Below are 26,438 nucleotides of genomic sequence, written 5' to 3'. Positions count from 1 at the left end.
CGTAGCCTCCCCCCAGGTCGTGGGACCAGAGTTTTTTCAACCCCGATTCAGGCCAGGTTGTTTTGAGTGGAGGACCATTCCAGGTGCCATCACCGCGCGGTCCTCGCCACTGCGGCCATTCCTCCCAGGTCGTTTGAGGGGGTGCTATGGTTGAATCGGGAGTCTCTGCAACAGCAGGTTTCAGAAAGATCAGGCAGAACAGCATTAAGAGTGAGTTTAAAGCAAAAACACGCATGGTCGTCTCGTTTTGGGCGGGAATCAGTAAGGCAGGTTGAAGTATCAACGGCTCTGAATATTTTCTCTGATTCGCAGATAAAGCTCAAGGGGCGGAGCCGAAAACGGTCAGACCAGGGCAGCTTCCGGAAAGTGATCGGGAATGCTTGCCGGATCCATAAAGGTTCGAAACCACATTTCCAGGACTAGCAGTGACCAGAGGCGAGCACTGTGATCCCATTGCTGATTCTGGTGTTCGTTGATCAGCTGTTCTACAGCCTTTCGGTCAAAGATCTGACGATCAATGGCCCGCTGGTCAAGCAGAACATCGTAGAGTAATGGTTTCAATTCATGACGGAACCAGTGATTGAGCGGTACACCGAATCCCATTTTCTTGCGTGTCTGGATCGATTCAGGAAGGAGATCAGCAAATGTGTCGACGAGAATCTGTTTGCCGCGGCCTTTGTGCATTTTCAGTTCCAGGGGCATGACTGCTGCCAGTTCCGCGACATGATGGTCCAGGAACGGGCTGCGACACTCCAGGCTGTGCGCCATGCTGGCAATGTCAACTTTGGTCAGAATGTCACAGGGGAGATAAGACAGTACATCGGTCGCAGTCGTGCGAGTCACAAAGTCGCGGTCGGGACAGAGCTGGTAAGCGTCAAGCAGGAACTGATCGGCATCGAAGTTCTGGATTTGCTCTCTGAATTCGGTAGTATACATCTCCAGTCGGCGTTCTGTATCAAAGATGCCGACCCATTTGAGGTAGCGACGTTCCGGAGGAACTGCGAGTCCTGCCAGGAATCGCTTGACGCGGCGGCGAAATGATTTCTGTTCCACTGATGCGGGGAGTTTCTGCCAGATGGAAGCAGTCATCATTTTTCTGAGGAACCCCGGCAGTCGATCAAACCACTGTGAAAGTGCCACCGCTCGATAGCGGTCGTAGCCTGCAAACAGTTCGTCTCCTCCGTCTCCGGAAAGAGAAACGGTGACTTCCTGCCGGGTGACTTGTGAAAGGTACATGGTTGGGATAGCACTACTGTCGGCAAAAGGTTCATCGTAATGCCAGGCCAGACGGGGCAGCATTTCGAGGGCTTCGGGTTCGACCACATACTCGTGATGTTCGGTTCCCAGCATGGCTGCTGCCTCGCGGGCATAGCTGGTCTCGTCAAACTGTTTCACCGGAAAGCCGATCGAAAAGGTATGAACCGGTCGTTCGGACATACTCTGCATCAATCCGGCGATGATTGTCGAATCGATTCCCCCGGAGAGAAACGCTCCCAGAGGGACATCACTCCGCATGCGGATTCGAACGGATTCCGTTAATGTCTGGCGAAGTACCTTTGACCATTCCTGAGGTGACTGGAAATTCAGGTCTGTTCGTAATTCAGGATGCTGATAAGGGGGCGTCCAGTAGCGCTCAACGGTGAGTTGTCCCTGCTCGTAGATTGCGCGGTGTGCCGGGGGCAACTTCTGGTAGCCTTTCAGAATTGACCAGGGGTGTGGCACATATTGATAGGCGAGAAACAGATCGATGGCGTGGGGATCAACTTCCCGGCTGGCACCAGGCAGCTGCAGGAGCGATTTGAGCTCACTGGCAAAGCTTAACCGACCTGGTTCTTCCCGATAAAACAGGGGCTTCTGTCCCATGCGGTCGCGTGCCAGAAAGAGACGCTGGCGACGTTCATCCCAGATGGCAAATGCAAACATCCCCCTTAGATGTTCCACGCAGGCAGCCCCCTGCTCTTCATAAAGATGGACGATGACTTCCGTGTCGGATTCCGTTTTGAACTGGTGCCCCTGTCTTACCAGTTCAGTTCTGAGCTCCTGGTAGTTGTAGATTTCGCCGTTAAAGACGATCCAGACAGTGCCGTCTTCATTGCTGAGTGGCTGGTGCCCGGTTCCCAGGTCGATGATCGACAGGCGGCGGTGTCCCAGGGCGGCACCGGTTTCAGAGTTCGGAGTGAAGTCGGACCATTGGTTTTCATCAGCGAACAGAAATGATCTGGATTCCAGGTCGGAATGATAGCCTCCCGCATCATCAGGGCCCCGGTGAGAGATGACACTGGTCATACTGCGGAGCACCAGTGGGGAGATATTCTTGTCCCGTGTGGTCCACAAGGTTCCGGTGATTCCGCACATGATCTAAATTCTAAAAGCTGGGGGACAGGAGACGTGCTCTGGTCAGCAACATCGATTACTGGAGGACTTCACGATAGAGTCTGGCATAACCTTCTACCATCTTATCGACACTGAATTCCTCTTGCATCCTTTTTCGAGCGGCGTTTCCTAAATCTTTTGCGAGTTGCGGGTCTGCCAGGATTCGTTCTGCAAATTGTGCGAAACCCGTACTGTCACCCACTGAAGTCAGGAAGCCGGTTTCACCATGCACGACCAGTTCCCGGTTGGGGGGAATATCACTGGCGACGACGGGAATGCCGTATGACATGGCTTCCATGATGCTGTTCGACTGTCCTTCAAAGTCGCTGGCCAGTTGAAAGACTTCAAAAAGAGGAAAAAGCCGGTCGACATCGGTGCGGTGGCCCAGGAACCGTACGTTGGGAGTGACCGTATACTTGTGAGCCAACTGCTCCAGCTTTGCTCGTTCGGGGCCATCGCCAATTACGAGCAGTACGATATCCTCATTCATCTGACGAATCAGCTGCAGTGCCCAGAGCAGATCTTCGACACGTTTCTGGCGTGCCAGACGTCCCACGAAGGCAATCAGGCGCGCATTCGGGGGGATATCATGTTCCTGGTAGAGCTGTGAACGAACTGCTTCATTGACCGTCGTATCGGGCAGAACAATGCCGTTAGGAACGACTCGCAGTAGTGAATCCGGTACACCTTTTTCCCTGTAAAAGTCGACAACCCCCAGAGAGTTACCGACCAGCAGTGACGTTTGCGGTAACAGACGCCGATCGACATTATGTTGCCAGTTACTTTTCCATGAATCCACACAACGCTCTGAGACGATGACCCTGGTTTTTTTTTGTGAAGACGACAGGTGTTTGACTGCCATCCTGCCATAAGAGTTGGCTGCAAATAGCCAGGTATGCAGAATATCGGGTTGCTGCTGTTGCAGAGTTTTCTTTAACGCTCGGTATGCCAGCGGGTCGAATTTGAATCGTTTCTTGAGGATCGTCACTGGAATATCATGCTGCTGGAGTACCTCCGCATAAGGGCCTCCCCGAGTCAGCGCAATGACCTGCACATCAAACTCATCACGGGGTAAAGACGTCGCCAGCAGAGTGAGCTGCTTTTCGGCACCTGACTGATCAAGAGTCGGAATGAGAAGGCTGACTTTTATCACGATGAAAGGGTTCGCATTCGTTGCTGAGAATTGTTTCCGGGTTCGCGCTTTGAAAGACGCCTATCGTATTTTATACTACAGGCGGAGATCAATACCTGATCTGTACCCAGCAGGTTGTCCGTATCATAGAATGAAAGACGATGATCGTACAGTTTGGATCTGCCCGGATTGAGCTGGTTCTGGGAGATATTACGACACAACGCGTGGATGCGATCGTCAATGCCGCGAATGCGATGCTGGCGGGGGGCGGAGGCGTGGATGGAGCAATCCATGCTGCCGCTGGTCCGGAAGTAATGAATGAGCTGAAGCGTCGTTACCCGGATGGATGCCCGACGGGAAGTGCCGTTGAGACGTCCGCTGGAAACCTGCGGGCAAAATACATTTTTCATGCGGTAGGCCCCATCTGGCGGGGAGGTGGAAATCAGGAGAAGGATCTGCTGGAGTCCGCTTATCAGACCTGTCTTTCACTGGGAGAAAAACTGCGGTGTCAGAGCCTGGCGTTTCCTTCGATCAGTACCGGAGTTTATGGCTATCCCGTTGATCTAGCGGCGGAAACGGCGTTACGGACGGTAGCAACGCGTCTGGAAGCGACCAGTCAGCTGGAGCTGGTGAAATTTGTTCTCTTTGATCAGGGGACGTTTGGTGGCTATGCACGGGTTTTAGAAACGATGCTTGTCTGAGCCTTATGATAGAACCCTTCATTCAGGAATTTGTTGCCTCTGATAATTACCGGCTGCAGGGGCGTGTCTGGAGCCCCGAGGCGGAGGACATCAAAGGGGTTTTAGTCGTGCTCCACGGAATCCAGAGTCATTCCGCCTGGTATGAAGCCTCCTGTCGACAGCTTTGTGAGAGTGGTTATCAGATCTATTTTTTTGATCGCCGTGGATCGGGGCTGAATCGAGAACAGCGTGGCGATACCCTTCACTGGCAACGACTGGTGCAGGATACCGTACAGATTTTATCACAGGTTCGTTTCCTGCAGTCTTCGTCAGGAAAAGCTGCGCCAGTGATTTTGCAGGCGATGAGCTGGGGAGCAAAACTGGCGGCGGTCGTGGCGACTCGACGACCTGACCTGATAGATGGACTGGCTTTACTTTATCCGGGGATTAAAGCACGCGTCCGCCCGAACCCCTTCCAGAAACTTCAGCTGAATCTGGCTGACAAGTTGGGAGTGAGGCAGAAGCGGGTCGCGATTCCGCTCAGTGATCCGGCATTGTTTACGGGAGACGCCGGCTGGCAGAACTTTATTCGTCATGATCCTCTGGCACTGCATGAGGTCACCGTTTCGTTTTTACTGGCTAATCGGGAGCTGGATCGACTGGCAGACCAGGTCGCGGAGCAGATTGAATGTCCGGTGTTCTGTCAATTGGCGGGGCAGGATCAGATCATCGATAACAGGGCTACCGAAGTCTGGCTGGACCGGGTCAGATCGGTGGAGAAGCGATGTATTTCATATCCTGCTGCACGGCATACTCTCGAATTTGAGCCGCAGCGCGAGCAGATTGTGGCAGATTACGCTGACTGGCTGGCTGAAATCTGTTCTTCTGGTGAGATCTGAGATTTCCCACCGAATCGGGGAAGACTTTTGATAATGAGTATCTAAAATAACACTAGATTTCGGACGGGCCAGTTTATGTCTTCACTTTGTGGGATGATTTGATGAAGCATTCGTTTACAAAACTCTCTTTTATGTTATTGGTGCTGTCGATTCTCATTGGGAATATTGCTTCACGCGCCGCGGAACCGGTTCAGAAAACAGTGACTGATTCCAAGGCTACCGAACCCGTGAAACAGGATTCAAAGGATTCTGAGGAGAAACTGGTTCCCCTCAACCCCCAGAAGACGGTGTTGCTGGATCTGGAACACAAGAAATTATTCTTGAAAACGCACGTCTGTCTGGTCGAAGGCGTACTGGAGATGCTCTGTTGTAAGAAACAGACCAAAGAACACGAGTCTATTTTATCGATCGATTCTCCAGCGAAAGCGATACACGCCGGACTGCTGGCGATTGGAGCAAAGGCGGGAACTCCGGTCCAGTTCACTCCCAAATTTAAACCTCCCACGGGGCAGAAACTGAATCTGATTCTGGAATGGAAAGACAAAGCAGGCAAAACGCATCGCGAAGAAGCACAGAAGTGGGTGCGTTCTTCGACCTCCCGTTACTTCACGGCAAAGTTGGATCAATTACCTCCTGGTGTGGTCATCGACAGAAAGACCGAACTAAGGTATGACGACAAATATAAAGAATTGATCTGGTTCGGTGAGATGACCAAAGAAGAACGGGACCAGTTCCTGGCGAAATCAGATAACAAGACATATCAGGCAGCGATCAAAGATTTCTACGAAAAGACTCGTCCGCGGCTGATGGAAGCTGACTGGGTTTTCGCTGGCAGCGGTTTCTCCGTCGATGAGATGACCGGTGAAAAATACTATCACGCCGAGAGCGGTGACCTGATCTGTGTCGCCAATTTTCCGACTGCCACCATTGATGTCAGTATTGAAAGCTCTGCCTCTGGTGAAGGAAATCTGCTGTTTGAGGCGAATAAGGACAAGATCCCGCCGCGGGGGACTCCTGTGACAATTGAAATTTCGATTGCCCAGGAGAAGAAGCCCTCTAAGGATGAATCAGCTGATTAAAGCAAAAGCTTTCTTCATCGCCTTAGCTGTAGTGGCGACGGCCTGATCGCCGGGCATTGCGCGGAGTGCTGCATTGAACGGTTCTGCTCTCACAGGGCCATCGTAGCGAATTTCATTCAGGGAATTGAGGAATGTGGCCAGATCGATCACGCCGGTCGCCATGGGCAATTCGCGTTTCTGGTCAATCTGCTCATCGATTTCGAGCCCTTTCGGTGCGTCGTTCAGGTCAACGGCAACGATCTGGTCATTGGTCAGCGCCAGGATATCATCCTGCGTTTCATGTGCCGTGTACCAGTGCCAGCTGTCCAGAATCAGTCCTGCCCCTTTGACGTCAATCGCGGCGATTAGTTCCTGGGTTTCGGGCAGGGAGTGAATGAACGGGTATTTTTTACTGGACCAGAGAGTTTTCGGGCCAACATATTCCAGCCCGAATCGGAGGCCATGGTCTGACAGAATCTGTGTGACCGCTTTCAGGCGTTTGGCGTGACGTTTGAAGTTGGCGTTATAGGTCAGTTCTGCATGCGTGGGCATCAGCCAGGTGCCTGTGCGAGTAACACCGGCCCGTTGAAGTGAGGATGCGTAGGCGGGAAGCGCCTGTAGTCCCTGCTGGAATTTCGCCTCGTCATTGCGAAAATCGACGGGCATCCCCGCTGCACTAAAAACCAGTTTTTTGCTCTTCAGTTCTGAATTTAATTCGTCCAGTTGACTGTCGGTGAGTTTTCCCAGATAGCCGGCATCAGGTACGACGGCTTCAAAGCCATATTTGTGTGCATAATCAATGGCCTGTCTCTGATCTGCTTTCACTCCAATCCGCCCGCAGGAGAGGTCCAGTTTCATTAAACGGGGTTCTGAATTTGTACTAAGTGCACTTGAAGCAATTTGAGAAAAAGCCCCCGTGAACAGAGTGGCAGTGGCTGTCTGGAGGAATGAGCGCCGGGAAAATTGCATCTTGTTGTCCCTTTCGAAGACAAAGACAGGGAATCCCTGTTGAGTGTTTTGTGAACTGTATGAATATAACTCATTCTAGATGAGCCTCTTAGAAAAATAAAATGTGTTTGATGTATTTTGTTGCTGTGACGGAGTTGTCATCCGATTTCAGGAATTAATTCAGGCTGTTAATATGGGGGCTTCTGGTTGAAGATGTCAGTTTGATCTGATCTGAACCCTGAGGCCCGTCAGAACATGCAGGATTCAATGTGCGGGCCGAGTTTTGTTAATAATCTCCCGGGAAAGATGTCGATTTTTCTTTTATAACCACCCCCGAAATGATCAATGTCCACCCACAACAGTGAGGTTGTGGCAGATTCAGAGACTATCAGGATCGGGAATACGCAGATTGCGTAATGTTCTCCGGTTTTGAAACAGGGCCGTTTTGTCGATGAACGCTCCGATTTCAAATTGATGAGAGCACATACTTTTATGGGAACAAACATCCGTCAGACGCACAAAGGGAATACCGTGTGCTGGCTAGATCACATCACCACGACGGGCAAGCCCGAGCGACGTCTTTTCACGGATGAGTGGATCCCGGATCAAGGATTCAGTTCAGACAAGACGGTGCCTTGCAGTTTCTTAATGAAAAGGAACGGTACCGCATGATGCGCATGCTTAAACACAGGTCCAAACAACAACTACCGAACATGCTGGCTTCCGCCATTCTGTCTGCTGCGATTGGGGTGTTGTATTTCAGTTACGATCCATCTCCGGCTGACGCCGATCCCAACGATATGGCTGTGGTCGCTGCCCGACCGATTCCCGTTCCGGTGATTGCATATAAACCAACGGAATTTTCAGAATCCAATCAGGAAATTAAACAGGATGGTCAGGCTCAGACTCAGCAGCAGCCCGGTACTTTAACCGGACGGATGGCTCTGCTGATGAATCAGTTGCTGCTGGAAAAAGGTTGTCGTCTGCTGGATTCCGTCTCAAATTACACAACCACCTTTTCCAAGCAGGAATACATTGGTGGTGCCCTCTCGGAGAACCAGGTCATTAACCTGAAATGTCGCCACAAGCCCTTCAGTGTTTATATGAAGTGGATTGTGGGAGACAAAGGTCAGGAACTGCTCTATGTTGACGGGGAAAATGATCAGAAAATGCTGGTCAAGATGGGCGGTCTGAAAGGTCGCTTGATGCCGACACTGAAGCTGGATCCCCACGGATCACTGGCTCTGCAGGAATCACGTTATCCCATTACCAAGGCTGGTATCCGTGCCTTGGCTGAAGAAATCATTGGTTTTCGTAAGAAAGACCTCGCCGAGAATCTGAATACCGAATGTGTGATGCTCAGTAATCAGAAGTTCGATGGGAAAGACTGCTACTGCTTTATCGCTCATTTTGCGAATGCAAAAGAATCACCGACCTATCGGAAGTCAGTGATTTATATTGATCAGGAATCCTGTCTGCCGGTGTTCGTACGCGGCTTTGGCTGGCCACGGGAAGAAATGGCTTCTGCCTCTCCCGAAGAACTGGATGAACAGACTCTGATTGAATCCTATTCCTTCACTGATATCAATCTGAAATCAGAGTTGGCGACAGCTGATTTCAGCGAATCCAACTCTGATTATCGTTTCCGCCGCTAAACGGAACGTTTCGAATAGATGAGTCGAGCATGATCGCCTGTCTTGAGCTCTTGTCAGAGCTTGAGATGGGCGATTGCTTCTTCCGGGGACATGATATAGCTGAGATAGAAGGGTCCGAACTCAGCGTACTTGGCAGAGGCTTTGTCGAACCGCATCGTGTACACGATTTCTTTAATCGGTTCTGGTGCCCTGCCCCACAGCGTGACACCCCATTCCCAGTCGTCAAATCCGGTTGAAGCTGTAATCACCTGGACGACCCGCCCCGCGAACTTCATGCCGCTCAGACCGTGTTCTGCCATCATGTGATAACGACTGCTGAAGGGCTCCATGTACCAGTTCGCACCGGAAACCCGTGATTTATTCATCGGGTAGAAAGTGCAGACTGGGAAGTCAGGAAATTCGGGGTACACCCGCTGTTGATTCATAGCTGGCAGACGTCCTTCGTAAGCCTTGAGCTTCGCCTGGAATGCCGGGCTGTCAGGATCAGTTCCCTCCTGCTTGAGTTTGTCCGCATACTGTTCCAGTGTGGGAACGTATTCGGAGATCTCCGTGAGCGACACAAAAGAATAGGTGGGAATGAGCGCGGGACCCACCCCACAGGACCGAATGGCATGTTTAATGCCATCGATCTTGATCGGATCCGGATCCATGATCAATACCTGCAGATCAGCTTTGTGGCCGGTAACGACAGACGTTTGAATCCGTACAGGAGCGTCTTCCTGATCGGGGTCCAGGATGGCTGCCAGTTCCCGACGACCGCTGTCGCGAGTGGACTGATCAATCTGGTTTAGGATTCCCTGATCGACACGGTAATACAGATGCAGGCAGTGCCAGCCTTCCGTCATGTTTGCTGTCGGATCAGGAAGTGGAGCAGATGTATGGGGAGGACGATTCACGTCGAAAAACCTTTAAGCTTGGAAACTCTATTTCTGTCTCATTATTGTAGACTGCCAGAAACGTACATTTTTCGTCTCAGGCAGGGTAAGTCGATTATAACGGCGCGCACGCTCTGAGCAAACGCTGAGCGCGTCTGGTGATTGCCTGTATCAAGAAATCGTGACTTTTATTTTTCGATTTGCAGCTGTTTTTCCTGCCAGCCCATCTGTTTGCCAACCTGAATTGCAAATTTCCAGTCCTGTGGATCAACCTGTTTGAGTTTGACCGGCGTACGACTGGCGACCATGCTCAGAGCCTGTGGCAGGTCCAGGAATCGCAGAATGTTCAGGAGTGCAGGCCCCTGCTGGTGCGATGCCGGCATGCCGGACAGTTCCAGCTGACTGATTCCTTGTTCGAACAGTGACGCATACAGACTGAGGGCGGCAGCTTCTCCGCTGGCCTTTAGTGTCAGATTTGCCTTTTTGAATTCCGGCTGTGCTTCCAGTTGCTGAATCGCCTGGCGGATATCCCAGATCTGCATCCCTTCCAGTGACTGCCCCAGCAGATAGAAACGGCGGCGGATCTGAACCTGTTTACGTGGATCCTGATTCCACTGATCCAGTCCCACGCCTCGTGGAGTGAAGTAAACCAGGGCCGTCTGTTCCTGCTGCACACGCTGCTGCATCTCTTTATAGAGTGAGGAAGCTTTCTCGGGTGACTGATTTGCGCCCTCTTTTGTAGAAAAGAGGGGAGCCAGTGTAGACTGGAATTGTTCCCACTCTGCCTGATTTAAGACATTCAGAGTGACTTCAGAGACAGTTTTCGAATGGTCCGGCAGAACGATGAACAGTTTCAGGGGGACATGTTTCTGACTCTCAAACGAAATTGTTTTCAGAGTAAGACCATCACGATGGCTGGTTTCTACCTTGACGTTCGAATCGACCTTTTCAGGCCAGGCGCGGAAGGTTTTTTTCAGCAACAGGTTTTTCCATTTTTCCGTCATCTGGTGCCATTCCGCCGAGTCTTGCGGGATCTCTGGCTTGGCTGTGGCGACGAATGATTCCTGGATTTTCGCATTTTTCTGATCTGCGGGCAGTTTCTTGAAGACACGTAATTCTTCAGGACTGTGAAACTTCGTGGCAGCCATCTCAATCAAGGAGTCATCCCCTTTCAGATAATGGTTGAACCAGCGAAACGCATGAATTCGCAGTTCCTGGGTATCCTTATGGGGGCCTTCTGTGATCTGCAGTCCCAGATGCTCCGGGACACCGTATAGTTCATAAATCTTCATGGTAGAGTTATAGACGTCGACCACGCCATCCAGGGGGAAGATACTGTCTTTGTCGGTGTTGGAAATCAACAGGGGCCGGGGAGCCACCAGGGCGGCGACCTGGGCGTAGTCCCACTGGTAAGTATTGACCATGAACATGCAGTCGCAGTGTCCTTCGACTGCCCCGTCAATGACATAATTCTTTAGATTCGTAATACCTGCCACTGGAACAGCTGCTTTGATGCGCTCGTCCAGAGCTGCGATCCACCAGCTGTAAGCGCCCCCGCCAGAACGTCCGGTGACCCCGAGCTTCTCTCCATCAACTTCGGGACGTGATTGCAGATAGTCCAGTGCGCGAATACAGTTCCAGGCTTCTACTCCAGCGGGCGTGTATCCCCGGGAGAGCCACCACCACATGCCTTCCCTGTAAGTTCCATGGTGCAGCCCTTCGATTTCACCCAGTTGCAGAGTGTCAATCGTCAGGCAGACATAACCATTGCGGGCAAACCACTCGCCATGATGCTGGTAATGCACTTTATTTCCGTAACTGATGCCATTCTTTTTGACGCCCCCGTGCCCACATACATACAGAATGGCGGGAACCTTCCCTTCCTGTTTGAGAGGTCGATAGAGATTGCCGGTAACGTACAGCCCGGGACGCGACTGAAACGTGATGTTTTCAACGATGAATCCATCGCTCTCGATCTTACCTGTGATTTCTGGTTTCAGATCTGTTTTGGGGGGAAGCGGCGAAAGTCCCAGCATTTCGAATAGCTGCTCTCGATATTGCTTTCGCTTCTGTTCCCAGCTCTTGAGGTCTTTAATGTCAGCCAGACTACGATCAGCGAGTCGCACTGCATGAAGCTTGAAGTAATCACTCAGGTTTTGATCTGCCTGGGAGGGACCGAGCACTTTGCGGCGGTCCTGTACTTTGTCTGCTGCCAGTATCATGGTGGATTGCAGGAAGAGTCCGGCCAGGGTCAAAACGAGACAAGTTCGTCGGAAGGATGTGTGAGCCATGGTTAATCCTGTCGATGGTTGAGGGCGGGATTGGAGGGAGTCAGGGTTCGTTAACAATGCTTATTATTGTATCAGCGTTCAGACGCTTTGTCAGTCTTGGGCGTCTGATTCTCGGTTATCACAGATATTTCAGGTTTTGTCTGAATAAAAGCAGGTCAGCAGCACTCTTTCATGCAGAAACATGCATGGGGCTGCGAACCCCTGATGGGGCCTGATGGTCTTCCTGTTAGAGATTCTTCGGCAAACTGGTTTCCGGGCTGAAGAACGCGTTGTTGACCTTTCTGGAAATCAGACTGATGGAATACTCTGATGTCAAAACAGACAAACAATCTGCAAACAGTGCTGAATAAATGGCTCGAGCGTGATCTGACAAAAGAAGCAGACACGGGGAAACTCTCTCCAGTGTTTCTGATGGATGACCTGGTTTGCGATGTGACCGATATCATCAATGCAGACCGCTTCCCTATTTTGTATGGCGGGAGTGGTGTGGGAAAATCTTCGGTCATCCACAAGCTGGTAGCACTTTCAGCAGCTGGACAGGGACCGGAAGCATTGCAGGGAACGCGGATTCTCAAACTCTCGTTTCGACGAGCCCTGGCCAGTCTCAAAAAAGAAGATCAGCTGCGCGGTGAATTTCAGAAACTGCTCGATGTTTTACTGGAAACAGATGAGAATATCGTTCCGTTTTTCTCTGACATGGAGATCCTGAACGACTATTATCTGCAGCCGTTATTACAGTCCTACGCTTATCAGACTCAGCGTCCCCTGCTGGCCGAAGGAGATCGGACCAGCGTGGAAGCGATGTTTGAAAACTATCCGGATCTGGAAAGCCATTTTGTCGCTCTGAAAGTTGATGAACCGGACTTGTCTACGGCCCGACAGATTGTAAGACATTGGTCCGAATATCAGCAACAGACGGATCGAGTTCGGATTACGGAGACCGCACAGGAAGAAGCGTTGCTGTTATCACACCGTTTTCTTTCCAGGCTGAATATGCCTCGTAAGGTGCTGGATCTGTTGAACCAGGTCAAGGTAGTGCGGAAAAAGGCCCGTAAAGTTAATGGACGGGATGTCATTGATCGGTTTCACCAGGTGCACAAGGTTCCGTTGTCCCTGATTGATCCCGCAATCAAGCTCGAACTGCAACAGGTACGAGCACACTTTGCTGAGTCTGTCCTGGGGCAGGATCAGGCCGTGGATGCGGTTGTGCGGATGATTGGTACGATTAAGGCGGGTTTGAGTGATATACGTCGTCCACTGGGAGCGTTCCTGTTCGCGGGACCGACGGGAGTGGGTAAAACGCATATCGCACAGAAACTGTCTGAATATCTGCTGGGACGGCCGGACAGCATGGTTCGGTTGAATATGGCAGATTTCCAGACGGAAGTATCTGCCTTGACTTTGTTCGGTGATCCGGAGGCGTATGCGTTATCCAAACGCCAGGGACTGCTGACCCAGCGTCTGCAGGGGCAGTCTTTCACTGTGCTGTTACTGGATGAATTTGAGAAGTGTGCACCGCCTGTCCTGGACCGCTTTATGCAGTTAATCGATGAAGGCTGTTTCATTAATGGAACGGGCGAGACGGTTTCCTGCCGTTCGACTGTGATTATTGCCACCACGAACGCAGGAGCTGAACTTTATCGTAAGAGTTTGATCGGTTTTGCAGACGGAGTGTCATCTCAACTGGAGATGGAACAGGCAATGCAACGACGGTTGATGGAACATTTCCGTTTCGAATTTTTGAATCGCTTTGACGAAATCGTGTATTTCCACGCGTTGAATGCGGATCATATTCGGGCAATTGCCGCTTGCGAACTGGGGCTGTTACAGAACCGCATCGGTTTGAAGCGGCACCGGATTTCCATTCAGCCGGATCGGTCAATTCTGGACTGGCTGGCATTGAAAGGGTACGACCCTTACTTCGGTGCCCGTTTTTTAAGACGGACGATTGAGCGTTATGTCACGCCCGTGATTGCGGATGTGATTAACTCTCAATCATTGGAAAAAGGGACAACACTCGAACTCTCATTCGAGGGACAGCAAGTCGTCGTCCGTTTTGCCAGGAAACAGTCTGATGATTCGAACCGGGAGCAGACTGCCACGTTTGCGGGAAAACCCGTGGCTGAAAAGTCTTTGCCTGGTCGCAAGAAGGAACGATCGACTACAGCGGTCTGAAACGAAGGACGCCGGTAGGCCATACTCAAGTGTGGCCTACCGGTTTATTCCTGTCAGACGAATATTTCTTTACGATGGATTTTCGCATGCGGTGACAGTCCACTGCGCTGCGCGTGTTCTAGCAGCTCTGCTCCTTTACCTCGGTATGCGAAGTAGGCCTCGCCCGGACTGACATACTGATTCCAGTGCTTCTCAAACACCGAGACCAACTGTTTGTTGCGGGCCAGTTCGGTAGGGACCGCATGCACCATCGCCAGTTGTTCCTGACGTTTGCGAAAGTATCGTCCCAGCAGATCAGGCAGCAGACTGGAAATCCAGGTGTCCTTAATCTCGTGCACAACACGGGGGATCACATATCGTGCTCCCTGAAGTGGACCGAAAACCTGCTGCACGGCTTCCAGGAAGCGATCACAGTCGTCTTCGGGGGCCTGATCCAGAAATACACGGATGTAGTTTCCGGAACGTTCCCCTACCTGCATCCGGGATTTACTGGAGATCAGGTTCGTTTCCTGCAACGCTGCCAGTACTGCCTGACTGACAGCTTTCGTCAGTGAATGGGACGACCAGGGCTGACGAATTCCGCTGAAAGGGGGGAAGCCGCCTCCCCCTGCCCGGCCACCATTGTTCAATTCAATCGTTTTGAGCGGTAGCCCCTGATAGGGTTCTCCGATTCTCCACAGGGCACGTGAGTCGTCACGCCTGGAAGCACGTGTCAACATGTCACTATTTAGCAGCTGCACGGAACCTTCGAGACCTTCCGGCTTGATTTCGGTAAAAGCAGCATGGACATGACCGACGCCTTTTTCGATCAGGCCGTCATCGGTAACGCCGAACAGGCGTTTGTGCTTTTTGATAAAGCGTTCGTAATCGTCGAGTCCTTTGGTAAATTCCGGCGCAATACAGACAATGTCCCAGTTGTTCGCAACTTTAGTGGGTATGTCCGGATCCAGGCGGAGAGAGCGCCCTCGAAGCTGGTTGACCGTCATTGATGTCGTCACAGTTGTCAGATCGACCAAAACATTGATTTTATTCGCGTCCCAACCTTCCCCAACAGCCCCCGGGTTCCTACCAGGCAGCAGGTGAGTCCCTGTTGAAAGAGGTCTGTAATCATCTCCACATACACCCGGGGAGACCACTGTGAACCACTGCCGTTGAGGACGTGGAATCCATCGTAGGGTTGCAGGCTGAGCGTGACCTCAATCTTTCTGTCAGTCAGCCATTGTTCAGCTGCAGTCTGCAGGAGCTCTCCGATATCATCATCAATGAGTACGCTGGAACCGGTGAGCAGCACGGGATTTAATTTATCGGTTTCCGGGTCTTTGACCAGTTCTTTGAAAGCAGCAATGGCGCCCCCCGCTTCTTCATCGAGCAGATGCTCCACTTCCGCTGAGGTGGCTGAAGTCTTTTCAAAGTCAGCTATCACCACGGCGCGTATCGTGTCTCCCAGATTCTGCATCTCGGCTCGGAGGACAGGAATCAGTGCCTGAATTTTGCTCCGTGAATACGCAATCACACGTCCTACCGGGGACGCACAGGGCTGTGAACCGGTTTCCGTGATTTGCAGTCCCAACAGCCGCAACTGATCGACCGTTTGTGTCGCCAGCTCCTGATCTTCTGGTGCGGGTGAGCGTCTGAGGCGATGACGGATGTAGCGATCCAGCACAGGCCCCCAGTAATTCAGTCGGGGGATCTCTTCGTCGATGTTGGTGATGTCCAGTGGTGGTACGTGTAACGGAAGTTCCAGTCCGCGTTGTTGCAGAAACAGACGGGCTGCGTCCGCCAGTGAAGGATCGCGGCGTTCGAAGGTCGTCCAGTCATCCACTTTGCCGGAAGGTAGTTCCAGATTCTGCAGGATAGATAATAGCCATTCTGGGAGTGGCTCCACACGCTCTTGTGGCACGAGAGACGTTTCAGCGGGTTCGTCAGCATCAGAGATCAGAGGAGTCGCTTCTTTCTCGCTGCACAGGGTTTCCATGATCTGCTGTAACTGGTCATCGGTATTTGCGATGTAAGTCAGTTCTTCCGTCGCAGGACGCACAAAGTAAGCCAGGTCCTGATAAGGGGCCAGATAGCCGTCCTTGACCACTGCGGGAATCGGAACTTCGTAATCAATCGGTCCGAAAAAGTTGTGATAGCGATCAATGTCCTCCTGAAGTTTCCCTTTTTCGTCAGGAGGCGTGGCGGTCAGGCCGATGATGACGGGTTGTTCCAGGAAGTCGTGTGCATCAGCGAGTACGCGCCCCCAGTGCCCCATCAGGTGGTGACATTCGTCGAAGATAATCAGGCCAACTCCCCTGCTCTTGAGCTGTGTGAGCGTTTCCTGAGACGATGCATGCAGTAGATCGAGTGCATTCCCGCTCAGCACCAGTTGGTCACGTACCGTTTTACGGTAGGTACGGAACCGCTTCTCGTAATAATCGGGATTGTGCTGTTTGAGATCCGCAATCCAGGTGAACGCTTCCAGAGGATCCTGGGCCTGCTCTCGAGCGATCAGTAATTCGATCCAGTATTCCAGCGCTGCTTCTTCAACTTCGGAGTCTCCCTGTCGTGGGAGAGTCACTGACTGATAGGTCAGTGAAGTCAAAAGTGCATTCTGATCCGAGTCTGTCGTGACAAGCTGTCGGGTATCGACGGGCGAATGAAACAGATCGGTGCGTGCTGCCCACTGGGATTGAATCGCCGAATTGGGAGACAGAACGAGGGCGGGACGTCTGACGTGCTGCGCCCAGAGATAAAGACCGAGCACCGTTTTGCCGGAACCGGGAGGTGCGACGATGTGCAGTCGTTTTTTGCCGGAGTTCAACTGCTGTTCAATTACCGAAATCGCCTCAGCCTGCGATGGCCTGAGTGTGCCACGAAAACGGACTTCCGGGAAATCAATCGTCACTATGGATCATCCGTCCGATAACCGGCGGGATGAGTCCGGAACCAGTCCCAGGCTGTCTGAATGATCTCTTCCAGACTCCTGTATTTCGGAGACCAGCCCAGTTCACTCGAAATCCGTTCGTGAGAAGCGGAGAGCATGGGGGGATCACCGGGGCGTCGTGGCTGAATATCAACGGGAATGGGACAGCCTGTCACTTTTTCTGATGTGCTGATCACTTCCTGAACCGAGAAGCCCTGCCCCAGACCAACGTTATAAAAACGGCTGGATTGCGTGGTCAATGCATTCAGGGCCAGCAGGTGGGCAGAGCAAATATCATCCACGTGAATATAGTCGCGAATGCAGGTTCCATCTGGAGTCGGATAATCGTTCCCCAGCACTGTGATATGCGATTGCTGTCCCAGGGCTGTCCGAAGACAGTTGGGGATCAGGTGCGTTTCCGGATCGTGATCTTCCCCCACCGCACCATCTTTCGAGCAGCCTGCCACGTTGAAGTATCGCAAGCCGATAAAACCGAAGTTGGGGTAACTGCTGGCGCAGTCTTTCAGGATCTGTTCGACAAACAGTTTGGACCAGCCATAAGGGTTGATGGGGCGTTGAGGGCTATCTTCTGTTATCGGAAGTTGATCCGGGATGCCGTAGGTTGCACAGGAAGAACTGAAAACCAGCTGGCTCACACGGGCCTGACGCATGGCTCGTAACAGCGAAAGCGTACCCGCTGTGTTGCTTGTATAATAGGGTAACGGATCCGTAACCGATTCCCCAACATAAGCCAGGGCTGCGAAATGAATGACCTTTTCAATCCGCTGGGATTTCATGATTTCCGTGAGTGGCTCGGTCTCCAGCAGATCCAACTGAAAGAAAGAGGCTTCTGCAGGGACTGCTGCACGATGTCCCCGTGATAGATTGTCTATCACGCAGACTTTTTTGCCGGACTGAATTAACTGCCGGACACAATGCGAGCCAATATAGCCGGCACCGCCGGTTACCAGAATGGTCATGAAACTCTGCTTAAAATAAGGAAAGATCGACTTTGTTTGATGTTTTACACTGCCAGCCAGACACGGTACGATAAAAGCAGTCTTTCAGCGACTGGCAGAACCAGTTGAATGACTGTAGTGATACCTTAGCTTTTCTTTCTTCATCGGTAAATCAGATGACACAAAATACTCCGAATTCAGAGTCACATGAGCCGGAAACCATTCCTCTGCAGAAAACTCCGGAAACTGAGTTTGTCACACCCCCGGCGATCCCTCCCGCAACCGCTGAAAAAGAAGAGCAGGAACAGAAACAGGGGAAAACACCCCCGGTCAGTCAGCGTCTGACGTCTCTGGATGCCTATCGTGGATTTGTCATGCTGGCGATGGCCTCCGGAGGACTCTACATCGCCAACGCGGTGCGGAACTCACCTGAAATTCTGCAGCAGTATGATGGTACCCAGTGGGAATCCTCGTGGAAGTATCTCTGGCAGACACTCTCCTACCAGTTAAGTCATGTAGAGTGGACCGGTGCCGGTTTCTGGGACCTGATTCAGCCCTCTTTCATGTTCATGGTTGGCGTTTCGATGCCCTTTTCGGTACGCAAGCGGAAACAGAAGGGGGATTCCACGCTCCGCATCTGGGGGCATGCCATTTTTCGATCGGTGCTCCTTGTGGCTCTGGGAGTCTTTCTCTCTTCTCGCTCTGGCCCCCACACCAATTTCACTTTTGCGAATGTTCTCTGCCAGATCGGCCTGGGTTATCTGGTGGTCTTCTTTTATGTAAACCGGTCTTTTGTGACACAGTTAATTGGCGTCGTCACCATTCTGGGAGGTTACTGGTTCTTTTTCTATCAATACATGCCTGCAGAGGCAGAGCTGACGGCCGTCAAGAACTACCTGACTGAAGTCAAACACCTGGACGAATCGGAGTGGACTCAGTTTTCCGGCTTCGGGGAACCGTGGAATAAACACACAAATGCCGCCGCGTCCGTGGATCGTCGGTTGCTGAACCAGTTCCCTCGCTACGAAGAGCCCTACCAGGGACAGAAGTTCTGGGTGAACCATGGGGGCTATCAGACGCTCAATTTTATTCCGTCCATCGCGACCATGCTGTTTGGTCTGATGGCCGGACAACTGTTGATGTCCAACCGCCTGGATAAAATGAAAGTGAAATGGCTGCTGCAGGCGGGCTTAATCTGTTTCGTGATATCGATGTTGCTGGATACTTCAATCTGGCCGGTTAATATCGCGCAATGGGAGTGGCATCTGGTACCGATTGTCAAACGGATCTGGTCCCCGGGCTGGGCCATTTTCAGCGCCGGCTGGGCCTTCTGGTTCCTGGCGGTATTCTATTGGATTATCGACGTCAAAGGTTATAAAAAGTGGGCCTTCCCCTTTGTGGTGGTCGGCATGAACTCGATTGCCATGTATATTATGGCGCAGTTGATTCGTCCCTGGATTCAAAAGTCGCTCGAAATGCATCTGACCACGGTCGATAAAATGACCGGCTGGTCTGTGGCCGGTTCACTGTTCAGCTCTGATTGTCCCTACGCCCCGATCGCCGTATCTGCGACGGTTCTGTTTGTACTGTGGCTGATCTGTCTCTGGATGTATCTGCAGCGGATCTTTATCAAGATTTGAACCGATTTGCGTGAAAATACGTGTGATTTGCTTGTACGCCTCGGAGAATCGCTATAGAACACGATCACATTTGTGATACGTCATACCGAATCCATCGATAGAGAAACATACGACCATGAGTGAAGCCGATTCCCCACGCAGCCTGCTGGAAACGTTCGAAAACCCCTACCCCAACCGTGACTATGTCATGGAAACGGTCTGTCCCGAATTCACCTCGGTCTGCCCCAAAACCGGTCAGCCTGACTTCGGCACATTGATCATTACTTACATCCCCGATCAGGTCTGTTTCGAACTAAAATCACTCAAGCTTTACCTGCAGAGCTATCGCAACGTGGGTGCCTTCTACGAAGACGTGACCAACCGCATTATGGATGACCTGGTTGCAGTTACCGACCCTCGCTGGCTCGAACTGCGAGCAGAATTTACTCCCCGGGGCGGGATCAGCAGTACCATTACTGTGTCGCACCACAAAGCGGGTAACGAAGAGTAAACGTCAGCGTTTAAGCTGCGAGAGGACCGGGTGATTGCTGCGGAGGTGGAATTCCAACTCTTTGCGGGCGGTCGTCCAGTCTTCATTGATGAGTGCGCTCAAGATTCGCTGATGCTGCTGGATCTCCTGAATGGCAGCGTCGCGGTCGTTGGATTCCCAGAGGAACAGCAGGTCGAAATAGCGACCATGCCGATCAAAAAAACTGATGATGTAATAGTTATCCGACTGTTTGATCAGATATTCGTGCAGGCTGTTATCGATCTGCAGCGGTTCCTCATCAGTCTCGGGAACCTGGTTGCCGTCCAGTATTTTCTGCAGCACCCGTTTTTCGAGGCTCTCTTTCGCCAGATCCAGTGCCTTGAGTTCGAGGACCACGCGAACTTCGATGAAGGCATCGAGATCGTGTTGATTGAATGAACGCAGCTTCCAGCCTCTGCGAGGGACATGCTCCAGCATTCCGTCACCGGCCAGCCGATTGAAGATATTCCGCAGACTGGTGCGGCTGATGTCATACTTTTTCGCCGACGCCATTTCCCGCAGAAACACGGATTCGCCATTCAGGCTCATCGCGAGCAGGTCATCGGTAATACGTTTGAAATGATCTTCGGGAGGCGCTGGTTGGGGGGACTTCGCCGCGGTCTGGGCATCGCTCATTTTCTCCTGATTGACGCACAGACGCCGGTTCTTTTCCCGATAGAGATACCCTTCTTCAATCAATTCATTGATTGCATGATAGATCGGGGTAACGCTCACCTGATAATGGTCTGAGAGTGCCGCCAGCGTTAGCGCATCGGGGGACAGTTCATCCCGTGACAGCCGGGCGATCAGGTCGGCTTTGATGTATTTGGTGAGAGTCAGAATCTGCATGGGCGCTCCTCAGCTGGTGTCTGTTGAGCGGATTGTAATTGTTATTGGCGACAATGTAAATATATGACGTGAGAGAAAAAACTTGTGTTCATGTGATTAGCGGGTAAAATGGAGTCACAATTCATTTCTCAGATATGAAAGGGAGTCGCGCGATGAAAACTACTTCTCCCCCCGTCAGTTCTGCTGTGTTGACTCGGTTTAAAATCCTGGTCTGGATGGGACTGCTCATTTCACTCAGCGATCTGACCTGTATCCTGGTACTGGGAGATCGTTTTCCCAAACTGCTGGCAGGAATTGTGCTGATGCCGGCGCTGTTGTTCATGCTGGTGGCTTTTAAGGTGCTCTACAAAGCAGTGCCTCCCAAAGAACGCCGCTGGCGCGTCGAGAATGGAAGCTGAGACAGACCCGAAAGCATACACAATCAGAATCTGATTGGATGTGCCACCAGTGGCGGATGGGATATTTGATAGCAGGTGTTTTGCCTGCTACCTCGCCGGATTATACATCATGAGGTTTTTCAATCTCAGTACTTTTCCGACAGAGGTTCCTGTTCCGACTGAAGATCTGCTGGCTACCCGCTGGGAGTATCTGGTTTTCATTTCCAGTCCGGCAGGTATCGCGATGACGGTTCTCAATCGTGTTACAGCTGATCTGTGCTTTTCCGATCACCACCAATCCTGATCTTCGCTTGTGTTCAAGTGAATAGATTAGCATGATAGACCCAGGTAATGTAAGTGTGAGAATTGAGAAAGAGGATATTCAATGACGGATCTGGACCGACGAGCAGAAAATTATCTGCAGAAAAGTATGCAGGCGTTGGTTGGCTTTGTTGGCTCTTTTATTTTTCTCGCCTACATGTTTATGTTTCTGGGGCTGTTGCTGTTTGAAACTGATTTGACCTGGCCTGAAGAGAAACGTCAGTCATTCATGCTCTGGCTCACTTTCGGTCTCGCTTGCGGGTTTGCCGTTTTCACGGTGTTCTACGGAAGCAAAAAACTCTCCCGTTTCTGGCTCTGGTTTTTGCTGATATTCAGTCTGAGTTCCCTGATCCAGGTTGTACCGGAAAAGGGACGTTTACATGTTGAGTTGAATCAGAACTGGCCTCAATGGACGATCGCTTCTCTATATGTTCGATCGAACTTTCATCCTGTCAAACTGATCGTCTTGGCAATTCATGCTTCCCTGGCGCTGGGATTAGCCTGGCTCCTTCGTTTTTGCTGGTCTCGACTGTTTCAGTCACGAACGGCGCTGCGAAATTCTGATTGAATATACACAGTAAATACATCACTGAAGATTTCTGGAAAGTAAGTTAAAGAGAGAAAATATCATGCGAGTTGTGGCAAAGTTGCTGGTTGTGGTTCTGATTATTGCATTCGTGCGATCCAACCGGAATTCAAAAAACGACAAACCGGCGCCACCAATTGAACCTTCCGCGGTGATCGAAAATAACGGTGCGGAACACAGGCTCTATCGAGGCGTCAAATTACTGGATGTCGTTGAGACGCTCCCGACCAGTACCATCGATACGCTCGACGTGGATACCCGCACCAAACAGCACCTGATCGTCGTCATCACGGTTCCCCTGGGAAATCATAAGGTCAGCGATCTGCAAACCACCTTCAAACTGAAAAACGGACAATCCTTCGTCGGAAAATGGCGGCCTGTGAATGATAATAAGAACGAAATCGCAACGGGCGTGTTCGCGGTGACTGACAGCGTCGTTTCCTGTTCGACGGAAATCAAACCATCAGCGAGCAAGTGAAACCAGCAAGCGCGTGATCAATATGAGAAATGAGCCCAGACGGCCCGGCTTTACGAAGGTGGAAGTGTTGGTTGTATTGTTGATCATGACGGGGCTGGTTTTGGTACTGTTGCCAGCGGTTCATAACAAATATGCTGCGGATGGTCCTTTAGGGGAGATGGTTCCTATAACAGCTCCGAAAGAGGAAAATAGAATCACACACCCATCCGGGTTTTCTATTATCGCACCACCCAACTGGCTGGAGAAAGATATGGGCTCCGAATATGTATGGATTAGACTTGCCCCACGGCAGTACGGGGCTCGTCGCGTTCTTTCAACACTGACAATATCCCGAGAAGGCCCTTTGGATCCGACTGGAGTTCCAAAGGGCTTTAAAAAAGTTACGTTTCAAGGTTTTCGCGCGTACGAACGAATGGTTGTCATGAGAGAATATCTGTTTGATGACCCTGCCATATCCGATTATGATCTTTATGTAGACCGCGATGGCGAAGGGTGGCACGTCAATTATTCGCTTTCAACTACGATGACTGAATTACCTGAGATAATGCGCGAATACATTAATACGATTCGTTTTCCTCCAAACGCGAAAAAAGAGCCTGAATAAACGATGCCGGAGTATCCCAGATTCGATTTTCAAGTACTGGAACCTCTTGAAGCCATCGCTTTGTTTCGTCTGAATAAGCTGACCAGCGAAGACATGGTGCTGTTGGCGCAATGCTGGCTCAATCGAGGGATCTATACCGATAGTCTGAATCAGATGGCTTGGGAAAAAACACCAATCAGGTCAACTGTCGGTCCCCTGTTTGAGCAAGCTTTGGTCGAACTCGAACTGGGGAAAGTGACATTCCTGGAAGCGGCCCGGATTCAGGTCCGAAGTATTTTATTGCGCATTGTGGCTGAGGATATCCTGCCCGATATAGGGGCGGAACTTCTTTATTGGGAAGTGTATCATGAGATGCCTGATAGCATGAAAGATAGCCTGGGCTTAAACCAGTTTATCGGCATTTATTGGGAATTATCAGATTGGTGGGATTATTGCGATCCTCGAAATCCTCAGGTTGAAATTGAGCAAAAATTGCAGCACCAGCTTATGCTTGAAGCTCAGCACTGGCTGGAGATAAACGATCAAAGTAAACTTCTGTAGGCCAAGCAACAGGGATGAACTCGTGATAGATTCGCTTCTAATCGTGTTAATGCTCGCACCGATGGTACTCTTATGGCTTTATCTGTATTACTTACAGTTTCAGTATCTGAACTTCAAAAAACAGGTTCCCGAATTTCGTACACCCCAAGACATCGAAAGTCTGAAAGAACTCGCTGAATTCAGATGCGAGGCGTACCGATCGGATTAAAGATAATGAATTATTTTCCGATCATAGTCTGGTTTACAGGAATCAACACAGGCCATCTGGGATGGCAGGATCTGCTCTATTACGTGATTACCCCCTGGCTGATACTGGGCGCTTATTGCTTCGCGACAGGGAGTCCTCCCGTTAAGATTGGCCAGTATCCTGTCTTAAATCAGGAGCTGACAGAGCAACGTGATCACATTGTGCATGTCTGGATCCATGAAACGCATCCCGACTGGTAGATTGCGGGAGTCATATCTGTGATCGAGGAAAACCGCTGATGGTAGTTTCATTTCTACAAGCTGCTGAAGTGATTGAGTCTCTTTATAATACCGTGGCGATCATCGTATTCAGTGTGTTGGCTTTCTTTGCGTTACTCGTAATCGGCCTGATGCTTAAGATTACTTGGAATCAGCGACAGTTTCAGCAAAGACTCAAGCAACGGGGCGGCAGACGGCCACTTCATGAAATCGTCACGGAACTGGACGGAAAGACGTATTCGCTGGTCAGCCTGTGGGATGAATCGATTACTGTCATGAAAGCCCCGGAGATCTGGATCTATCCCCAGGATGTGGGCGAACAGTGGGAGCCGGAACGGCATGCCAGTGATCCAAAGAAAACTGTTGCGTCGCTGAAGCGAACGATTAAATTGTTTCGCGAAACATGGGGCGATCGCCGTGCATGGATTCTGAACTGTGATGAGGAACTCTTAAATTCATTGTGCCCGGGAGACGGTCTCTTCATCAAATCACTCGATCTCATCGAAGAACGGATCGGGTATCCTGCCGCTAGAAAACTAGACTATGGCGGGGTGAATGTGAATTTGGGCGAGTGGTCCGATGAAGAAACAGAAATCGGGTAGGACCGAATTCAATTCGATGTTGTCATGAGACGACGGTAAGCTTACGGGGAACGTGATCGATAGAGCATTCACGCCAGGATGTCTTCTAACACCGTCCCATGTACATCGGTCAGACGGTAGTCGCGACCCTGGTGTTTGTATATCAGGCGTTCGTGGTTCAGACCCATGCAATGTAATAGTGTGGCGTTGAGATCGTGTACATGGACCGGGTTCTCGGCGATGTTGTAACAGAAATCGTCTGTCGCGCCGTAGGATATGCCCGGCTTAATTCCGCCGCCGGCCAGCCACATGGTGAAGCAGCGGCCGTGATGATCTCTGCCGTAATCGGTGCTGGTGAGTGTACCCTGACTGTAAATCGTGCGGCCGAATTCGCCGCCCCAGATGATCAGAGTGTCGTCCAGCAGTCCACGCTGTTTGAGATCAGTGAGTAGTCCTGCGGTTGGCTGATCAATGTCGCCGCACTGCAGACGCAGGTCGCTGGGCAGATTGTAATGCTGGTCCCAGCCCCGGTGATAGAGTTGAATGAACCGCACACCCCGCTCTGCCATTCTTCGGGCCAGCAGGCAGTTGGCGGCGTAGGTTCCCGGTTTACGGGAAGCCTCACCATAGAGATCGAATGTCTGCTCACTTTCATTCGAAAAGTCGGTCAGGTCAGGAACGGAAGTCTGCATGCGGTAAGCCATCTCGTATTGCGCAATGCGGGTCTGGATTTCCGGATCGCGATAGGCTTCAAACTGCCTTTCATTCAGCATGGCCAGGCTGTCCAGCATACTCCGTCTACTGGCGTCAGTGAGACCGGACGGATTGGAGAGATAGAGTACCGGATCGCCTTTCTTCCGGAAGTTGACTCCCTGGTGACTCGAAGGCAGAAATCCGGTGCCCCACAGGCGGGCATACAGGGGATCCGCGGGACGGGACGCGCTACCGTCGGAGATCAATACCACAAACGCGGGCAGGTTCTGGTTCTCACTACCCAGTCCGTAACTGGACCAGGCTCCAAAGCTGGGACGTCCCGGTTGCTGGTGTCCGGTCTGCATCAGTGTGACTGCCGGATCGTGGTTGATCGCTTCGGTGTGCATCGATTTGATTACGCAGACATCATCGATCACCTTCGCCAGGTGCGGCAGTGCATCGCTGACCCAAGTGCCACTTTCTCCATGTCGTTGAAAACGGAACTGGTTTGGGGCTGCAACCGGGAACGATTTCTGATTGGAGGTCATACCGGTCAGACGTTGATCACCGCGAACCGAGTCGGGGAGCGGACTCGCGTTTAATTCTTTGAGACGCGGTTTATAGTCGAAGAGTTCCATCTGCGAGGGGCCGCCGTGCATGAACAGATAGATCACACGTTTCGCTTTCCCCGGAAAATGGGAGGGTAGCACCGAGTCAGCAGGACCTGCATCGAGATCCGAATTGAGCAGTGATCCCAGGGCAGCCGCACCAATTCCCGTCGCATTGCGGCGGAAAAACTGCCGGCGGGTGATTTCCTGTTGGAGCAGATTAAGTTCGTGCTGCATC

Annotated in this window: 24 protein-coding genes; 14 read left to right on the top strand and 10 right to left on the bottom strand. The window is 51.4% G+C overall.

Annotation, left to right across the window (positions count from 1 at the left end; genetic code table 11):
• Positions 1-342: 342 nt before the first annotated feature.
• On the bottom strand, positions 343-2,355 hold the full coding sequence (gene asnB / locus F1728_RS00525) for an asparagine synthase (glutamine-hydrolyzing) (protein ID WP_155362439.1): 2,013 nt from the start codon (positions 2,353-2,355) through the stop codon (positions 343-345).
• 55 nt (positions 2,356-2,410) lie between these two features.
• The gene (locus F1728_RS00520) at positions 2,411-3,526 is read right to left on the bottom strand and encodes a glycosyltransferase (RefSeq protein ID WP_228030438.1); all 1,116 of its coding nucleotides are present in this window, start codon (positions 3,524-3,526) and stop codon (positions 2,411-2,413) included.
• Between the two features lie 140 nt (positions 3,527-3,666).
• Here F1728_RS00520 and F1728_RS00515 point away from each other — a divergent pair, with 140 nt between their 5' ends.
• The 3 genes from F1728_RS00515 (at position 3,667) to F1728_RS00505 (ending at position 6,163) form a co-directional block, all read left to right on the top strand.
• Positions 3,667-4,206, top strand: a complete 540-nt coding sequence (locus F1728_RS00515) for an O-acetyl-ADP-ribose deacetylase (RefSeq protein WP_155362437.1) — start codon at positions 3,667-3,669, stop codon at positions 4,204-4,206.
• A gap of 5 nt (positions 4,207-4,211) precedes the next feature.
• On the top strand, positions 4,212-5,084 hold the full coding sequence (locus tag F1728_RS00510; protein WP_155362436.1) for an alpha/beta fold hydrolase: 873 nt from the start codon (positions 4,212-4,214) through the stop codon (positions 5,082-5,084).
• A gap of 101 nt (positions 5,085-5,185) precedes the next feature.
• Complete coding sequence (locus F1728_RS00505) at positions 5,186-6,163, top strand: YdjY domain-containing protein (RefSeq protein WP_228030437.1); 978 nt, start codon at positions 5,186-5,188, stop codon at positions 6,161-6,163.
• Here F1728_RS00505 and F1728_RS00500 read toward each other — a convergent pair.
• Positions 6,152-7,000 carry a sugar phosphate isomerase/epimerase family protein gene (locus F1728_RS00500; protein WP_228030436.1) on the bottom strand — a complete coding sequence of 283 codons (849 nt, stop codon included), beginning with the start codon at positions 6,998-7,000 and terminating at the stop codon, positions 6,152-6,154. The genes F1728_RS00505 and F1728_RS00500 overlap by 12 nt on opposite strands.
• 758 nt (positions 7,001-7,758) lie before the next feature.
• Between F1728_RS00500 and F1728_RS00495 the strand changes: the two genes are divergently transcribed.
• The gene (locus F1728_RS00495) at positions 7,759-8,745 is read left to right on the top strand and encodes a DUF1571 domain-containing protein (protein ID WP_155362434.1); all 987 of its coding nucleotides are present in this window, start codon (positions 7,759-7,761) and stop codon (positions 8,743-8,745) included.
• A gap of 53 nt (positions 8,746-8,798) precedes the next feature.
• Here the strand turns inward: F1728_RS00495 and hemQ are convergent, their stop codons facing one another.
• Both hemQ and F1728_RS00485 read right to left on the bottom strand, forming a co-directional pair.
• Positions 8,799-9,641 carry a hydrogen peroxide-dependent heme synthase gene (gene hemQ, locus F1728_RS00490; RefSeq protein ID WP_228030435.1) on the bottom strand — a complete coding sequence of 281 codons (843 nt, stop codon included), beginning with the start codon at positions 9,639-9,641 and terminating at the stop codon, positions 8,799-8,801.
• A gap of 167 nt (positions 9,642-9,808) precedes the next feature.
• Positions 9,809-11,911: an alpha/beta hydrolase family protein gene (locus F1728_RS00485; RefSeq protein ID WP_228030434.1), complete on the bottom strand. Its 2,103-nt coding sequence runs from the start codon at positions 11,909-11,911 to the stop codon at positions 9,809-9,811.
• Between the two features lie 309 nt (positions 11,912-12,220).
• On the opposite strand from F1728_RS00485, the gene F1728_RS00480 reads away from it, so the two are divergent.
• Complete coding sequence (locus F1728_RS00480; protein WP_155362433.1) at positions 12,221-14,086, top strand: AAA family ATPase; 1,866 nt, start codon at positions 12,221-12,223, stop codon at positions 14,084-14,086.
• Positions 14,087-14,139: 53 nt separating this feature from the next.
• Here F1728_RS00480 and F1728_RS31425 read toward each other — a convergent pair whose 3' ends face one another.
• From F1728_RS31425 to galE, 3 genes are read right to left on the bottom strand one after another with little or no spacing between them, the layout of a single operon-like run.
• On the bottom strand, positions 14,140-15,084 hold the full coding sequence (locus F1728_RS31425; protein ID WP_228030433.1) for a hypothetical protein: 945 nt from the start codon (positions 15,082-15,084) through the stop codon (positions 14,140-14,142).
• A gap of 5 nt (positions 15,085-15,089) precedes the next feature.
• Positions 15,090-16,973 (bottom strand): DEAD/DEAH box helicase, encoded by a 1,884-nt coding sequence (locus tag F1728_RS00475; protein ID WP_228030432.1) that lies wholly within the window; start codon positions 16,971-16,973, stop codon positions 15,090-15,092.
• Positions 16,973-17,971 (bottom strand): UDP-glucose 4-epimerase GalE, encoded by a 999-nt coding sequence (gene galE, locus F1728_RS00470; RefSeq protein WP_155362432.1) that lies wholly within the window; start codon positions 17,969-17,971, stop codon positions 16,973-16,975. Before galE ends, F1728_RS00475 begins: the two co-directional genes overlap by 1 nt.
• Positions 17,972-18,126: 155 nt before the next feature.
• Between galE and F1728_RS00465 the strand changes: the two genes are divergently transcribed.
• Together F1728_RS00465 and queF are read left to right on the top strand one after the other, a co-directional pair.
• The gene (locus tag F1728_RS00465) at positions 18,127-19,590 is read left to right on the top strand and encodes an acyltransferase family protein (protein ID WP_155362431.1); all 1,464 of its coding nucleotides are present in this window, start codon (positions 18,127-18,129) and stop codon (positions 19,588-19,590) included.
• A gap of 115 nt (positions 19,591-19,705) precedes the next feature.
• Positions 19,706-20,080: a preQ(1) synthase gene (queF, locus tag F1728_RS00460; protein ID WP_145040981.1), complete on the top strand. Its 375-nt coding sequence runs from the start codon at positions 19,706-19,708 to the stop codon at positions 20,078-20,080.
• A gap of 3 nt (positions 20,081-20,083) precedes the next feature.
• On the opposite strand, the gene F1728_RS00455 is transcribed toward queF, so the two are convergent.
• Positions 20,084-20,947 (bottom strand): GntR family transcriptional regulator, encoded by an 864-nt coding sequence (locus tag F1728_RS00455; RefSeq protein WP_155362430.1) that lies wholly within the window; start codon positions 20,945-20,947, stop codon positions 20,084-20,086.
• 152 nt (positions 20,948-21,099) lie between these two features.
• On the opposite strand from F1728_RS00455, the gene F1728_RS00450 reads away from it, so the two are divergent.
• The 7 genes from F1728_RS00450 (at position 21,100) to F1728_RS00420 (ending at position 24,920) form a co-directional block, all read left to right on the top strand.
• Positions 21,100-21,345, top strand: coding sequence for a hypothetical protein (locus tag F1728_RS00450; protein ID WP_155362429.1), 246 nt, complete (start codon positions 21,100-21,102; stop codon positions 21,343-21,345).
• A 364-nt stretch (positions 21,346-21,709) separates the two neighbouring features.
• The gene (locus tag F1728_RS00445; RefSeq protein ID WP_155362428.1) at positions 21,710-22,213 is read left to right on the top strand and encodes a hypothetical protein; all 504 of its coding nucleotides are present in this window, start codon (positions 21,710-21,712) and stop codon (positions 22,211-22,213) included.
• A gap of 61 nt (positions 22,214-22,274) precedes the next feature.
• A complete protein-coding gene (locus tag F1728_RS00440; protein ID WP_155362427.1) occupies positions 22,275-22,709 on the top strand; it encodes a hypothetical protein in 435 nt (144 codons plus the stop codon).
• A gap of 58 nt (positions 22,710-22,767) precedes the next feature.
• Positions 22,768-23,313 carry a hypothetical protein gene (locus F1728_RS00435; protein ID WP_155362426.1) on the top strand — a complete coding sequence of 182 codons (546 nt, stop codon included), beginning with the start codon at positions 22,768-22,770 and terminating at the stop codon, positions 23,311-23,313.
• A 3-nt stretch (positions 23,314-23,316) separates the two neighbouring features.
• Positions 23,317-23,853, top strand: a complete 537-nt coding sequence (locus F1728_RS00430; RefSeq protein WP_155362425.1) for a hypothetical protein — start codon at positions 23,317-23,319, stop codon at positions 23,851-23,853.
• A 213-nt stretch (positions 23,854-24,066) separates the two neighbouring features.
• Positions 24,067-24,300, top strand: coding sequence for a hypothetical protein (locus F1728_RS00425; RefSeq protein ID WP_155362424.1), 234 nt, complete (start codon positions 24,067-24,069; stop codon positions 24,298-24,300).
• Between the two features lie 38 nt (positions 24,301-24,338).
• Positions 24,339-24,920, top strand: coding sequence for a hypothetical protein (locus F1728_RS00420; RefSeq protein ID WP_155362423.1), 582 nt, complete (start codon positions 24,339-24,341; stop codon positions 24,918-24,920).
• A 68-nt stretch (positions 24,921-24,988) separates the two neighbouring features.
• Here F1728_RS00420 and F1728_RS00415 read toward each other — a convergent pair whose 3' ends face one another.
• Positions 24,989-26,437: a DUF1501 domain-containing protein gene (locus F1728_RS00415; RefSeq protein ID WP_155362422.1), complete on the bottom strand. Its 1,449-nt coding sequence runs from the start codon at positions 26,435-26,437 to the stop codon at positions 24,989-24,991.
• Position 26,438: the final 1 nt, after the last annotated feature.

The sequence above is a fragment of the Gimesia benthica genome, from assembly GCF_009720525.1.
Taxonomy (GTDB): domain Bacteria; phylum Planctomycetota; class Planctomycetia; order Planctomycetales; family Planctomycetaceae; genus Gimesia; species Gimesia benthica.
This window is presented reverse-complemented; position numbering and strand designations above follow the sequence as displayed.

Excerpts from the sequence above, each read along its gene's own strand:
- F1728_RS00415 (WP_155362422.1), bottom strand. The coding sequence starts at position 26,437 with ATGCAGCACGAACTTAATCTGCTCCAACAGGAAATCACCCGCCGGCAG.
- F1728_RS00440 (WP_155362427.1), top strand. The coding sequence starts at position 22,275 with ATGCGAGTTGTGGCAAAGTTGCTGGTTGTGGTTCTGATTATTGCATTC.
- F1728_RS00480 (WP_155362433.1), top strand. The coding sequence starts at position 12,221 with ATGTCAAAACAGACAAACAATCTGCAAACAGTGCTGAATAAATGGCTC.
- F1728_RS00455 (WP_155362430.1), bottom strand. The coding sequence starts at position 20,947 with ATGCAGATTCTGACTCTCACCAAATACATCAAAGCCGACCTGATCGCC.
- F1728_RS00430 (WP_155362425.1), top strand. The coding sequence starts at position 23,317 with ATGCCGGAGTATCCCAGATTCGATTTTCAAGTACTGGAACCTCTTGAA.
- F1728_RS00465 (WP_155362431.1), top strand. The coding sequence starts at position 18,127 with ATGACACAAAATACTCCGAATTCAGAGTCACATGAGCCGGAAACCATT.
- F1728_RS00515 (WP_155362437.1), top strand. The coding sequence starts at position 3,667 with ATGATCGTACAGTTTGGATCTGCCCGGATTGAGCTGGTTCTGGGAGAT.
- queF (WP_145040981.1), top strand. The coding sequence starts at position 19,706 with ATGAGTGAAGCCGATTCCCCACGCAGCCTGCTGGAAACGTTCGAAAAC.
- asnB (WP_155362439.1), bottom strand. The coding sequence starts at position 2,355 with ATGTGCGGAATCACCGGAACCTTGTGGACCACACGGGACAAGAATATC.
- F1728_RS00500 (WP_228030436.1), bottom strand. The coding sequence starts at position 7,000 with ATGAAACTGGACCTCTCCTGCGGGCGGATTGGAGTGAAAGCAGATCAG.
- F1728_RS00495 (WP_155362434.1), top strand. The coding sequence starts at position 7,759 with ATGATGCGCATGCTTAAACACAGGTCCAAACAACAACTACCGAACATG.
- F1728_RS00425 (WP_155362424.1), top strand. The coding sequence starts at position 24,067 with ATGAATTATTTTCCGATCATAGTCTGGTTTACAGGAATCAACACAGGC.
- galE (WP_155362432.1), bottom strand. The coding sequence starts at position 17,971 with ATGACCATTCTGGTAACCGGCGGTGCCGGCTATATTGGCTCGCATTGT.
- F1728_RS00505 (WP_228030437.1), top strand. The coding sequence starts at position 5,186 with ATGAAGCATTCGTTTACAAAACTCTCTTTTATGTTATTGGTGCTGTCG.
- F1728_RS00420 (WP_155362423.1), top strand. The coding sequence starts at position 24,339 with ATGGTAGTTTCATTTCTACAAGCTGCTGAAGTGATTGAGTCTCTTTAT.
- F1728_RS00485 (WP_228030434.1), bottom strand. The coding sequence starts at position 11,911 with ATGGCTCACACATCCTTCCGACGAACTTGTCTCGTTTTGACCCTGGCC.
- F1728_RS00445 (WP_155362428.1), top strand. The coding sequence starts at position 21,710 with ATGACGGATCTGGACCGACGAGCAGAAAATTATCTGCAGAAAAGTATG.
- F1728_RS00510 (WP_155362436.1), top strand. The coding sequence starts at position 4,212 with ATGATAGAACCCTTCATTCAGGAATTTGTTGCCTCTGATAATTACCGG.
- F1728_RS00450 (WP_155362429.1), top strand. The coding sequence starts at position 21,100 with ATGAAAACTACTTCTCCCCCCGTCAGTTCTGCTGTGTTGACTCGGTTT.